Below are 12,294 nucleotides of genomic sequence, written 5' to 3'. Positions count from 1 at the left end.
GTCATTCCCCCGTTTTTTATCCCCTCGAAAACTACACCGCGTGCGGTCGGGGTGGGTGTGGAGTATGTATGTCTTTTGATTCCCTCGGACTGAACCCCGATATTCTGCGTGCCGTTGCTGAGCAGGGCTACCAGGAACCCACTCCTATTCAGCAGCAGGCGATTCCTGCTGTACTGCAGGGCCGTGACCTGATGGCTAGCGCGCAGACCGGCACCGGTAAAACCGCAGGCTTTACACTGCCACTGCTGCAGCTGCTGGTTTCCCGCGAGCCGCACGTTAAAGGCCGTCGCCCGGTGCGCGCGCTGATCCTCACGCCAACCCGTGAGCTGGCCGCCCAGATTGGCGAAAACGTCCGTGAATACAGCCGCCACCTGAACATCCGTTCGCTGGTGGTTTTCGGCGGCGTGAGCATTAACCCGCAGATGATGAAGCTGCGCGGCGGCGTTGACGTGCTGGTGGCAACGCCGGGTCGACTGCTGGACCTCGAACATCAAAACGCCGTGAAGCTGGACCAGATTGAAATTCTGGTGCTGGACGAAGCGGACCGCATGCTGGATATGGGCTTTATCCACGATATCCGTCGTGTGCTGACTAAGCTGCCAGCCAAACGCCAGAACCTGCTGTTCTCCGCGACCTTCTCTGACGACATCAAATCATTGGCTGAAAAGCTGCTGACCAACCCGCTGGAAATCGAAGTGGCGCGTCGCAACACCGCTTCCGAGCAGGTGACGCAGCATGTGCATATGGTCGATAAAAAACGTAAGCGCGAGCTGTTGTCGCAGATGATTGGCCAGGGTAACTGGCAGCAGGTGCTGGTTTTCACCCGTACCAAACACGGTGCGAACCATCTGGCAGAACAGTTGAACAAAGATGGCATCCGCAGCGCGGCAATCCACGGCAACAAATCGCAGGGTGCGCGTACGCGTGCGCTAGCAGATTTTAAATCCGGTGATATTCGCGTGCTGGTGGCAACCGACATCGCGGCGCGTGGCCTGGATATCGAAGAACTGCCGCACGTGGTGAACTACGAGCTGCCGAACGTGCCGGAAGATTACGTGCACCGTATTGGCCGTACCGGCCGTGCGGCGGCCACCGGTGAAGCGCTGTCTCTGGTGTGTGTTGATGAACTCAAACTGCTGCGTGACATCGAACGTCTGCTGAAGAAAGAGATCCCACGTATCGCCCTCGATGGCTATGACGTCGATCCGTCAATCAAAGCAGAGCCGATCCAGAACGGTCGCCAGCAGCGTGGCGGCGGCAACGGCGGCGGTCGCGGTCGCGGTCAGAGCCAGGGTCAAGGTCAGGGGGCCGGTCGCAGCCAGCAGCAGCCGCGTCGTAACGACGGCGGTGCGCCGAAAGCCAAACCGCGCAGCGCAGAGGGCAAGCCGGCTGGCGATAAGCCGCGCCCACCGCGCCGTCCGCGTAAACCTGCAGCAGCGCAGTAAATTGCGAGCCCGGCCGAAAGCCGGGCTTTCTTTTTTGCGGCGGCGTACAGAAAATGCCACAATAGTGGCTGTTTATACAGTATCTCAGGTTTTCTCATGGCTTTGACCGCTGCGCTAAAAGCGCAAATCGCCGCCTGGTACAAGGCGCTTCAGGAACAGATCCCCGACTTTATCCCCCGCGCGCCGCAGCGGCAGATGATTGCGGACGTCGCCAAAACGCTTACCGGGGAAGAGGGACGGCACCTGGCGATTGAAGCGCCGACCGGCGTCGGGAAAACGCTCTCGTATCTGATCCCCGGTATTGCCATTGCCCGCGAAGAGCAAAAAACGCTGGTGGTCAGTACCGCCAACGTCGCCTTGCAGGATCAAATCTACAGTAAAGACCTGCCGCTGCTGCGCAAAATTATTCCCGACCTGCGCTTTACCGCGGCCTTTGGCCGTGGGCGCTACGTCTGTCCGCGTAATCTGGCGGCGCTGGCCAGCACGGAGCCGAATCAGCAGGACCTGCTGGCGTTCCTCGACGACGAACTCACGCCAAACAATCAGGAAGAGCAGAAGCGCTGCGCAAAGCTGAAGGGTGACCTCGACGGCTACAAGTGGGACGGACTGCGCGATCACACCGATATCGCCATTGACGACGATCTGTGGCGTCGCCTGAGCACCGATAAAGCCAGCTGCCTGAACCGTAACTGCCACTACTACCGCGAATGCCCGTTCTTCGTCGCTCGCCGCGAAATTCAGGAGGCGGAAGTGGTGGTTGCCAACCATGCGCTGGTGATGGCCGCGATGGAGAGCGAAGCGGTGCTGCCAGAGCCGAAAAACCTGCTGCTGGTGCTGGATGAAGGCCACCATTTGCCTGACGTCGCCCGTGACGCGCTGGAGATGAGCGCGGAGATTACCGCGCCGTGGTATCGGCTGCAGCTCGATCTCTTCAGCAAGCTGGTAGCGACCTGCATGGAGCAGTTCCGCCCGAAAACCACGCCGCCACTGGCGCTGCCGGAACGGCTGAACGGCCACTGTGAAGAGCTATATGAGCTGATTGCCTCGCTCAACAATATTCTGAATCTCTATCTGCCCGCTACCCAGGAGGCTGAACACCGCTTCCCGATGGGCGAACTGCCCGATGAGGTGATGGAGATTTGCCAGCGTCTGGCCAAGCTGACCGAGATGCTGCGCGGGCTTGCCGAGCTGTTCTTAAACGATCTGAGTGAAAAAACCGGCAGCCACGACATCGTGCGGCTGCACCGCATTATTTTGCAGATGAACCGCGCTCTGGGCATGTTTGAGTCCCAAAGCAAGCTGTGGCGGCTGGCTTCGCTCTCTCAAGCGTCGGGCGCGCCGGTCACCAAGTGGGCGACGCGTGATATGCGCGATGGGCAGATGCACGTCTGGTTCCACTGCGTGGGCATTCGCGTGAGCGATCAGCTAGAACGTCTGCTGTGGCGCAGCGTGCCACATATTATCGTCACTTCGGCAACCTTGCGTTCACTGAACAGCTTCTCCCGTCTGCAGGAGATGAGCGGCCTGAAGGAGAAGGCGGGCGATCGCTTTGTCGCGCTGGATTCACCGTTCAACCACGTCGAGCAGGGCAAAATTGTTATTCCGCAGATGCAGTACGAGCCGCTTATCGATAACGAAGAGCAGCATATTGCTGAAATGGCGGCCTACTTCCGCGAGCAGGTTGAAAGTAAAAAACATCACGGCATGCTGGTGCTGTTTGCCAGCGGGCGCGCGATGCAGCGTTTCCTTGAGTACGTCACCGACCTACGGCTGATGCTGCTGGTGCAAGGCGATCAGCCGCGCTATCGGCTGGTGGAACTGCACCGTAAGCGGGTGGAGAACGGTGAGCGTAGCGTGCTGGTTGGCCTGCAATCATTTGCCGAGGGTCTGGATCTAAAAGGTGACCTGCTCACCCAGGTCCATATCCACAAAATAGCCTTCCCACCGATTGATAGCCCAGTGGTGATCACCGAAGGGGAGTGGCTGAAAAGCCTCAACCGCTATCCTTTTGAGGTGCAGAGCCTGCCCAGCGCATCGTTTAACCTGATTCAGCAGGTTGGGCGCCTTATCCGTAGCCACGGCTGCTGGGGCGAAGTGGTTATCTACGATAAGCGGTTGTTGACCAAAAACTACGGTAAGCGTTTACTGAATGCGTTACCGGTTTTCCCGATTGAACGCCCGGAAGTGCCGGAAGTGAAGCAAAAAGCCCCCACGGCGAAACCCAAATCGCCGCGTCGTAAAAAACGGTAGCCCGGTCGAGCGTTGTGCCGTCGGGACGAAGCCGCCGAATGAGCATGTAAAAGGAGCAGCACATGGATTATCGCAAAATCATCAAAGAGATCGGGCGCGGTAAAAATCACGCTCGTGACCTGGACCAGGAGACCGCGCGCGGCCTGTATAGCCACATGCTGGATGGTGACGTGCCGGACCTGGAAATGGGTGCGATTTTGCTCTCCATGCGTATTAAGGGCGAAGGCGAAGCGGAGATGCTTGGCTTCTACGACGCGATGCAGCAAAAGACGTTGCGCTTAACGCCGCCAGCAGGCAAACCCATGCCTATCGTCATTCCGAGCTATAACGGTGCGCGTAAGCAGGCCAACCTGACGCCGCTGCTGGCGATGCTGTTGCACAAGCTGGGCTTCCCGGTGGTGGTGCACGGCGTGAGCGAAGACCCGACCCGGGTCATTACAGAAACTATTTTCGCCCTGATGGGCATTGAGCCTACCCGTCACGCCGGTCAGGCGCAGGCAAAGCTCGAAGGCCATCAGCCGGTCTATATTCCGGTTGGCGCGCTGTGCCCGCCGCTGGAACGGCAGCTGAATTTCCGCTGGCAGCTTGGCGTGCGCAACAGTGCCCATACGCTGGCGAAGCTTGCCACGCCGTTTGAAGAGAATGCCGCGCTGCGACTGTCCAGCGTGTCGCATCCCGAATATGTAGGCAAGGTGGCGAAATTCTTTGCCGATATCGGTGGGCGCAGCCTGCTGATGCATGGGACGGAAGGTGAGGTGTACGCCAACCCACAGCGTTGTCCGCAGATTACGCTGATTGATGCGGAGGGGGCGCGAGTGGTCAATGAACGTCAGAGCGAGCAGCCGGAGACGGAAGTGGTGCTCCCGTCGAGCAAAGATCCTGAAATCACCGCTCAATGGATTGAACGCTGTGTGGCGGGCGTTGAGCCGGTGCCGCATTCGCTGAAAATTCAGCTCGCGTGCTGCCTGCTGGCGACGGGTGAAGTGCAGAGTATTGAAGACGGGCTGGCGCGAGTGGCGCAGTCGTATTGAGCCGTAGTGCTTTCCCAGGGGCACAGTGTTCGCCCGGACGGGTAATGTAGCCCGGGCGAGGCGTTTACGCCGACCCCGGGAAATCACCATTCTCAAATTCCACGCAAAAAAAAGCCCGGCGTGGCAGCCGGGCAAACAAGGGTATCAACAAGTTCAATGAGGGTTGGAGCACCCGTGAGAGGTCAGGCTCACGGGGTATTACATCGGTTGGTTATTTGTAGATAACCGCGGTGCCGCTAACTTTGTTGTTGGTGTTAGCGGAGGTGATGCTGTAACCGGATGCGCCAGCGTCAGCAGCTTTCTGAGCCAGTTTTGCTTCCAGACCATCCAGCGTGCTTGCACCGTTCGCAGATACCACACCAATTTCATTCATTTTTTGCGCTTGTTCCTGAGTGACCGGTTGTGCAGCGAAAGCACCGAAAGACAGGGTAGAAAGGGCAATAGCAGCAACAGCATATTTAATCGTTTTCATCATTAATCTCTCGCAGGTGATGTTGTTCGGATGACGTTGTTTCCGTCGATGTGAGAAGTATCACGTTTTTTTTCGACGGAATAAATCGAAGAGAATTGATGTCCATGCTCAAAAAAATTGAATGATTATTAATGTATTGATTATTAATAAAATATTCATGAAATGAATGTGTTTGCGGAGAGTCTAGCGGTAAGAGCGCGATCTAGCGCACAATTTGCCACTTTATTTGCCAAAAAGCGTGCTCGTAAAGATAACCGATTGCTCTGTATATTCAGGTATAGATTTGTCACCAGGGCTGGGTTAATCGCCTTTAATTAGCATTATATTCCAATAAATGAATTAGACGTAAACTTTTGTCATGAGTTTGTTTTTTGATGGAGCGGTTTACCGTTGATAGCCACTGATAGCCGTATCATCCGCTGATCCCGTTTATCTCCATCATAAAATTTGAGAAATATTTTGGGCTAAATTTCCGACCATTCCCGCAGCAGGTTATGGTAGAGATTAAGCAGCGAAAGCGCCTCGTCCGACTCACCGTAACGACGTTTTAAAGACTGAATATTGCCATCAAGCTCAAACAGCATGGCGCGACGTTTGTCATCGCGAATCATTGACTGAATCCACATAAAGGAGGCAATGCGGACGCCTGAGGTCACCGGCGTGACGCAGTGCAGGCTGCTGGAAGGGTAGAGCACCAAATCGCCCGCCGGAAGCTTCACCGCGTGCTGGCCGTTGGTATCGTTAATGGTCAGTTCGCCGCCCTCATAGCTCTCTGGGGCGGACAAAAACAGCGTGGCCGAGAGGTCGGTGCGCATCCAGCCGCTTTGCGGATGCTGGCGTACCGCGCCATCGACGTGAAAACCGTAGGTCTCCTGCTGCTGATAGCGGTTGAACAACGGGCTGGAGATCGTTTTGGGCAGCGCTGCGGCAAAGAACAGCGAGTGGCGATTCACCGCCTCCAGCACTTTCGCCTGCAGGCGGACATAGCGTTCGCTGCGAGTGTCGACCTGCTGATTTTGCTTAACCTGCGCCCCCTGCGCGCCGACGGTCGCTCGACCGTCTACCCACTCCGCCTGGTCCAACTCTTCAACAAGCAGGCGAACCTCGTCAGCGTTCAACACGCCAGGAATGCGGTACATCATGGGAATCTCTCCTTAAAAAAAGTGGGGCTTGCGCCCCACGATGATACTTAGAAGTGTACGTTAGCCGTTAACACGAAGGTTCTTGGCTCGCCCGGATGATAGCGATAGCCGCTCTTGTTAATCGAGGCAACATAGTTGGTATCAAACAGGTTGTAGGCGTTCAACTGCAGGTCGAGCGTGCTGTTTACGCGATAGCCAATCTTGGCATCGGCAACCCAGTAGCTGTCGGTGGAGTCTGGCGTGCCGACGGCACCGTCTTTGCCGCGGTGCATGCTACCAATATAGCGTGCGCCCGCGCCGACGGAAATGGCATCGGTTGCCTGATATTGGCTCCACAGGGTGAACGCATGCTCCGGCGTGTACGGCAGCGAAGATGAACCGTCCTGCGCGACATCGGCACCCTGCTGGACGGTTGCGCGCTGCTGCGTAAAGCCGCCAATGACCTGCCATTCTGGGGTGATGTTGCCAGCAACGGAGATCTCATAGCCTTCTACGCGCTTGGTGCCGTACTGCGAATAGGTGCCGTCGTCGTTGGCTTCAACATCATTTTCAATATCGGTGCGGAACAGGGCTGCCGACAGCAGCAGGCGTTTATCCAGTAACTCCCACTTGGTGCCCGCCTCGCTGGTTTTGGCTTTCTGCGGCTTAAAGTCGGTACGGTTGGCGTTGTTACCCGTGCCGCCAGCAGCCAGCGCGAAGTTGCTGCCGCCCGGAGGCTGCTGGGAGATGGCATAGTTGACGTAGACGTTGCCGTTCTGCGTCAGGTGATACAGCGCCCCCGCTTTCCAGTTGACCAGATTACCGGATTTGGTCGCATCGACGGTGGTAACCGGCGTATTTTTGGCAACGCCCGCTGGGCAAGCAACCGCGCCACGTCCCGTACCGCCACACAGTGAGGCGCTGTCATATTCGGTGTGATAGCTATCCAGGCGAATGCCGCCGTTCAGTTCGAAATCACGGGTAATTTGCAGCGTGTCGAAGGCGTAGACGCCAAAGGTATCGGTCTGGCCGTTAGCGTTAGCGCCGCTACGACTCAGGTTGCCGATGTTGACGTTACTGTTCGGGTTATACAGATTCACCGCCGGGGCGGTCATCGGATAGACGCCGTAGTTGGTCTGCTGCTCGTGGGTAAACTCAACGCCAGTGCTGATATCGTGGCCGATAGCGCCGGTGTAGAACTTCGAGGTCAGGTTGGTCTGGTTGGTCAGGATCTTGTTGCTCACGTCTTTGGTGTTGACGTTGCGCGTCCAGGTCCAGGTACCGACATCGTTAGGGTTCGGTTGAACGATGTTAGTTGGCCCACCCATCACCGCCGTCATCAGATAGTCCTGCTTAATTTGCGACCAGCGGGTGGTGTTGCGGAGGGTGGTGGTGTCGTTGAAATCATGTTCAAAACGCATCGTCACCGTATCGGTAGTGGAGTCGTCGTAGTCTGAGTTGGTGCCGTAGAAGTTGTGCGTATCGACCTTGCCCGAGCTATTGAGCGCCGATGTCGCCGCATTTGGCGCGGAGTAGCCCGGCAGACCCACGGTTGGCACACCGCCATCCGGCGTGTTGTGCTGGGTAACGTGCAGATAGTTCAGGTACAGACGGTTTTGCGTCCCGAGACCAAAGGCGATGGAAGGGGCAACGCCGTAGCGCTCGTTTTTCACGTTATCACGCCCGGCGTCGTGGGTTTTTTCCCCCATCAGGTTTAAGCGCACGGCGGTGGTGTCGCCGATGGCTTCGTTCAGATCCAGTGCGCCACGGCGATACCATGCGCTGCCTACGCTTGCTGAAGCATCGATACCAGAGTCCAGGCGCGGTTGCTTGCTGATCATGTTGATCGAGCCCGTCGGCGCGCTGCGGCCATAGTCTGAACCAGACGGGCCTTTAATCACTTCTACCTGTTCGGTGTTGAAGGTGTCACGCGTCACGCTGCCGATATCACGAATGCCGTCGATGTAGATACTGTTCGACGTATCTGCACCGCGCATATAGATGGTATCGCCAGTCGATGAACTGCCGTTTTCACCCGCAAAGAATGCGCCCACACCTGGCACGTTTTTCAGCGCGTCGGTCAGGTTAGTTGCACCCTGATCTTTAAGGACCTGCTCGGAAATTACCGTCACAGTACGCGTGGTGTCGGCAATTGGGCGGCTGAATTTCGGATCGGCTGATTTTGTCGGGGCATATAGCGACGGGGCTTGCGCTTCAACAACCAGCGTATCTCCCTGGCCTTTTTCTTTACTGTCCGCAGCCTGGGCAGCAGGCGTCAGGCCAATGCACAGTCCGGTAAAGAAGGTGAGCGAGCCAAAGCTGCTGAACGGGGTAGTGCGATTTTTATCCATATCAATGAGCGTCTTATAATTTTTAAAAGCGATGTTTAAGATGACAACCGGGCACACCATGTCCCCTTTGCCACTGCAGGTTGCTTAATGTTTTTTAAATGATGTTGATAATGATTGTGAGAAGCATTATCAAAACGCGTAACTTTTTATCACTCATTGAGCTAAAAATAAATACATTGCTTTACAGTTTCTTCATTTTTTATACATAAGAATTACACATTGAGGGGGCTCTCGGGCGACAGGTTCATAGCCCGAACGAGGCGTTTACGCCGACTCTGGGGCGGCTCGGCGATAAAATTTGCGTGCTATTATCCACAAGAAAAACTGATGATTTGTGCCATACAGCGTTGAGGATTATGTTGTCGCAAGTGTGATAGGCAAGGCGCTATAACGGTACAAACCGGAAACATAGGTAACACTTTAGCGCGTAGCCCGGGCGAGGCGTTTACGCCGACCCCGGGGAGGTATTGCTCAGGCCTGACGGGCATCCGGGCGGATTAAGTCAAACCGATGACGCTCATCAATGGTGTAATAGGCCGACGGGCCACCGGCGCGGAGCACCGGCTGCGCTTTGGCGGTTTGGTAGATACCATTTTCCAGCAGCGATTCGTCAATGTGAATGCCGACCACTTCGCCGAGCACCAGCCAGGTTTCGACGGCGGTACCGTCCGCACCGGTGAGCTGAATGCACTGCGACAGGCGGCACTCGAAGTTAACCGGGCTTTCAGCCACGCGAGGCGCTTTCACCAACCGGCTGTCGATGGCCGTGAGCCCGGCGCGGGCAAACTCATCCTCGCCGTGCGGCAGCGAAGCGGAGGTTTCGTTCATGGCGATGGCTAAATCGCGCGTGGTCAGATTCCAGACGAATGCTTTGGTTTCGACAATATTCTGCACGCTATCTTTCCAGCCGCTGCTGGCGAAACCGATGATCGGTGGGCGATAGTTAAAGCAGTTAAAAAAACTGTAGGGCGCAAGATTGCGCCGCCCCTGCGGGTCGACGGAGGAAATCCAGCCGATAGGTCGTGGCCCGACGATGGCGTTGAGCGGGTCGTGGGGCAGCCCATGTCCGTGGGAAGGCTCATAAAAATACATAGCGCACCTGTTATTTAGAAGCAGGAATCCAGACTCCCTTATTTACCGCACCGTCGTCAACGGGTATCTTACGCCGCATTACGACAGGAGAAAGTCATGAGTACCCAAAAACCGGGTTTACACCCGCGTAACCGTCATCATAGTCGCTACGATCTTGAGGCGCTGTGCCAGGCCGTTCCCGCACTGCGCGATTTTATTACCCTCAGCCCGGCGGGCGAGCAGACTATCAACTTCGCTGACCCGCTGGCGGTGAAGACGCTGAACAAAGCGCTGCTGGCGCATTTCTATGCGGTCAAAGAGTGGGATATTCCAGAAGGTTTTCTCTGCCCACCGGTACCGGGACGCGCGGATTATATCCACCACCTGGGCGACCTGCTCAGCGATGAGAGCGGTAACGTAGTAAAAGGAGCCAACATTCTGGATATCGGCGTCGGCGCGAACTGTATCTATCCGCTGATTGGCGCGCATGAATACGGCTGGCGCTTCACCGGCAGTGAAACGCATGCTGAGGCGTTTACCAGCGCGCAGGCAATTCTGAGCGCGAACCCATCGCTGAACCGCATGATCCGTCTGCGTCGCCAGAAAGATACAACGGCGATGTTCAACGGCGTGATCCACAAAAACGAACAGTACGATGTTACCCTGTGCAACCCGCCGTTCCATGATTCGGCGGCTGCGGCACGTGCGGGTAGCGAGCGTAAGCGTCGTAACCTGGGTCAGGACCGTGACGATGCGCTGAACTTTGGCGGCCAGCAGCAGGAACTGTGGTGTGAAGGTGGGGAAGTGGCCTTTATCAAACAGATGATCGCGGAGAGCAAAGGTTTTGCTCGCCAGGTGATGTGGTTTACGTCGCTGGTATCCAAAGGCGAAAACCTGCCGCCGCTGTACCGCGCGTTGACCGATGTGGGGGCGGTGAAGGTCGTCAAAAAAGAGATGGCGCAGGGGCAGAAGCAGAGTCGCTTTATCGCCTGGTCGTTTATGGATGACGAACAGCGTCGTCGTTTCCTGGCACGCAAACGCTAAGAAAAAACGCCGTTTATCCCAAGGGAATAAACGGCGTTAGCATCAGGAGACGTGCTGCAGGAATTCTTGCAGACGCTGGCTTGGTGGGTTCTTCACCAGCTCCTGCGGGTTGCCATCCTCGGCAATCCGGCCTTTATCAATAAAGATCAGGCGAGATGCCACTTTCTCGGCAAAACCGATTTCATGGGTCACGATGACCATCGTCATACCTTCTTCCGCCAGATCCTGCATCACCTTCAGCACCTCATGGCGCAGTTCCGGGTCAAGCGCCGACGTAGGCTCATCAAACAGCATCATCTTCGGTTTCACCGCCAGCGCACGGGCAATGGCTACGCGCTGCTGCTGGCCGCCGGAAAGCTCAGAAGGGTAGTGATGAGCACGCTCGGCAAGGCCGACCTTCGCCAGCAGATCTTTGGCCAGCGTCTCCGCAGCGGCCTTATTAAGACCACGCACGCGGGTTGGGCCAAACATCACGTTCTCCAGCGCTGTCAGGTGTGGGAACAGATAGAACTGCTGGAACACCATGCCCGCTTCCTGGCGAATCAGGCGTTCGTCCACTTTCGGGTCGTTGACCTTCAGACCATCGACGATCAGGTCACCGCTGGTTATCTCTTCCAGCTTGTTGATGCAGCGCAGCAGCGTCGATTTACCGGAACCGGATGGCCCGATAATCACCACGACTTCACCCTGCTTGACGTTGAGATCGATGTTATGCAGCACCTGGGTTTGGCCAAAGTGCTTAGAGACGTTTTTAAATTCAATCACAGGATTTTCATCCTTCTTTCAAGAACGCGGAGCACGATGTTGAGTACCTGCGTGATAATGAGGTAGATAACGCCAACAGCGGTCCAGATTTCCAGCGCGCGGAAGTTCCCGGCGATAATTTCCTGACCGCTGCGGGTCAGCTCTGCGGCACCGATAACGATAAACAGCGAGGTATCTTTGATACTGATGATGAGCTGGTTGCCGAGCGCGGGCAGCATGCGGCGCAGGGCCAGCGGCATAATCACGTGACGAATGGTTTCGCGGCGGGAAAGACCAAGCGCGAGACCGGCTTCGCTGAAACCTTTATGGATCGACAGCACCGAGCCACGGGTGATTTCGGCAATGTAGGCGCCGGAGTTGATCATGATGGTGATCACCGCTGCGGTGAAGGTGTCGATGCGAATATCCGGGAAGGCCATCGGCAGGGCGAAGTAGATATACATCACCTGCACGACGATCGGCGTACCGCGGATCACTTCAATGAACACGAGGGCAATGTGGTTAGCAATCCAGCCGCCGTAGGTGCGGGCCAGGCCCGCCAGCAGACCGATAATAATACCGCCTGCCAGGCCAAGGATCGAAATCCACAGAGTCATTTTGGCGCCGTCCAACAAAATTGGAATGGCTGGCCAGATGACGCTCCAGTCAAACTGCATGATGTATTCCTGTATACCGTGGTGAAAATAAAAAATGAGTCAACGTGTGCTGACTAAAATTGTAGGCCCGGTAAGCGCAAGCGCCACC

At 56.3% G+C, this 12,294-nt stretch carries 10 protein-coding genes; 4 read left to right on the top strand and 6 right to left on the bottom strand.

Features of this window, described 5'->3' with window-relative positions; translation table 11 throughout:
• Window positions 1-68 precede the first annotated feature (68 nt).
• The 3 genes from rhlE to ybiB all read left to right on the top strand — a co-directional run bounded on the left by rhlE (window position 69) and on the right by ybiB (window position 4,726).
• On the top strand, window positions 69-1,445 hold the full coding sequence (gene rhlE / locus HII27_RS04135; protein ID WP_185666696.1) for an ATP-dependent RNA helicase RhlE: 1,377 nt from the start codon (window positions 69-71) through the stop codon (window positions 1,443-1,445).
• A gap of 96 nt (window positions 1,446-1,541) precedes the next feature.
• On the top strand, window positions 1,542-3,695 hold the full coding sequence (dinG, locus tag HII27_RS04130; protein ID WP_185666695.1) for an ATP-dependent DNA helicase DinG: 2,154 nt from the start codon (window positions 1,542-1,544) through the stop codon (window positions 3,693-3,695).
• A 62-nt stretch (window positions 3,696-3,757) separates the two neighbouring features.
• Window positions 3,758-4,726: a DNA-binding protein YbiB gene (ybiB, locus tag HII27_RS04125; protein ID WP_185666694.1), complete on the top strand. Its 969-nt coding sequence runs from the start codon at window positions 3,758-3,760 to the stop codon at window positions 4,724-4,726.
• A gap of 211 nt (window positions 4,727-4,937) precedes the next feature.
• Here the strand turns inward: ybiB and ybiJ are convergent, their stop codons facing one another.
• The 4 genes from ybiJ to HII27_RS04105 all read right to left on the bottom strand — a co-directional run bounded on the left by ybiJ (window position 4,938) and on the right by HII27_RS04105 (window position 9,762).
• Window positions 4,938-5,198: a DUF1471 family protein YbiJ gene (gene ybiJ, locus HII27_RS04120; protein ID WP_185666760.1), complete on the bottom strand. Its 261-nt coding sequence runs from the start codon at window positions 5,196-5,198 to the stop codon at window positions 4,938-4,940.
• A gap of 464 nt (window positions 5,199-5,662) precedes the next feature.
• Entirely contained in the window at window positions 5,663-6,340 is a 678-nt protein-coding gene (ybiX, locus tag HII27_RS04115; RefSeq protein WP_185666693.1) for a PKHD-type hydroxylase YbiX, read from the bottom strand.
• Window positions 6,341-6,387: 47 nt separating this feature from the next.
• Complete coding sequence (locus tag HII27_RS04110; protein WP_185666692.1) at window positions 6,388-8,670, bottom strand: catecholate siderophore receptor Fiu; 2,283 nt, start codon at window positions 8,668-8,670, stop codon at window positions 6,388-6,390.
• A gap of 471 nt (window positions 8,671-9,141) precedes the next feature.
• A complete protein-coding gene (locus tag HII27_RS04105; RefSeq protein WP_185666691.1) occupies window positions 9,142-9,762 on the bottom strand; it encodes a flavin reductase family protein in 621 nt (206 codons plus the stop codon).
• A 96-nt stretch (window positions 9,763-9,858) separates the two neighbouring features.
• Here HII27_RS04105 and rlmF point away from each other — a divergent pair, with 96 nt between their 5' ends.
• On the top strand, window positions 9,859-10,785 hold the full coding sequence (rlmF, locus tag HII27_RS04100; RefSeq protein ID WP_185666690.1) for a 23S rRNA (adenine(1618)-N(6))-methyltransferase RlmF: 927 nt from the start codon (window positions 9,859-9,861) through the stop codon (window positions 10,783-10,785).
• A 42-nt stretch (window positions 10,786-10,827) separates the two neighbouring features.
• On the opposite strand, the gene glnQ is transcribed toward rlmF, so the two are convergent.
• The gene (gene glnQ, locus HII27_RS04095) at window positions 10,828-11,550 is read right to left on the bottom strand and encodes a glutamine ABC transporter ATP-binding protein GlnQ (protein WP_185666689.1); all 723 of its coding nucleotides are present in this window, start codon (window positions 11,548-11,550) and stop codon (window positions 10,828-10,830) included.
• Window positions 11,547-12,206 carry a glutamine ABC transporter permease GlnP gene (glnP, locus tag HII27_RS04090; RefSeq protein ID WP_185666688.1) on the bottom strand — a complete coding sequence of 220 codons (660 nt, stop codon included), beginning with the start codon at window positions 12,204-12,206 and terminating at the stop codon, window positions 11,547-11,549. The genes glnQ and glnP overlap by 4 nt, the downstream gene beginning before the upstream one ends.
• Window positions 12,207-12,294 lie beyond the last annotated feature (88 nt).

Origin of the sequence: Kluyvera sichuanensis (assembly GCF_014218705.1) — a bacterium.
In the GTDB taxonomy this organism is placed as follows: domain Bacteria; phylum Pseudomonadota; class Gammaproteobacteria; order Enterobacterales; family Enterobacteriaceae; genus Kluyvera; species Kluyvera sichuanensis.
The sequence above is the reverse complement of the archived record's forward strand: the minus strand, read 5'-3'. Positions and strand labels throughout refer to the sequence as shown.

What these genes read in the sequence shown, in the direction of transcription:
- rlmF (WP_185666690.1), top strand. Translation starts at nt 9,859, where the DNA reads ATGAGTACCCAAAAACCGGGTTTACACCCGCGTAACCGTCATCATAGT.
- glnP (WP_185666688.1), bottom strand. Translation starts at nt 12,206, where the DNA reads ATGCAGTTTGACTGGAGCGTCATCTGGCCAGCCATTCCAATTTTGTTG.
- rhlE (WP_185666696.1), top strand. Translation starts at nt 69, where the DNA reads ATGTCTTTTGATTCCCTCGGACTGAACCCCGATATTCTGCGTGCCGTT.
- ybiX (WP_185666693.1), bottom strand. Translation starts at nt 6,340, where the DNA reads ATGATGTACCGCATTCCTGGCGTGTTGAACGCTGACGAGGTTCGCCTG.
- dinG (WP_185666695.1), top strand. Translation starts at nt 1,542, where the DNA reads ATGGCTTTGACCGCTGCGCTAAAAGCGCAAATCGCCGCCTGGTACAAG.
- ybiJ (WP_185666760.1), bottom strand. Translation starts at nt 5,198, where the DNA reads ATGAAAACGATTAAATATGCTGTTGCTGCTATTGCCCTTTCTACCCTG.
- HII27_RS04105 (WP_185666691.1), bottom strand. Translation starts at nt 9,762, where the DNA reads ATGTATTTTTATGAGCCTTCCCACGGACATGGGCTGCCCCACGACCCG.
- ybiB (WP_185666694.1), top strand. Translation starts at nt 3,758, where the DNA reads ATGGATTATCGCAAAATCATCAAAGAGATCGGGCGCGGTAAAAATCAC.
- HII27_RS04110 (WP_185666692.1), bottom strand. Translation starts at nt 8,670, where the DNA reads ATGGATAAAAATCGCACTACCCCGTTCAGCAGCTTTGGCTCGCTCACC.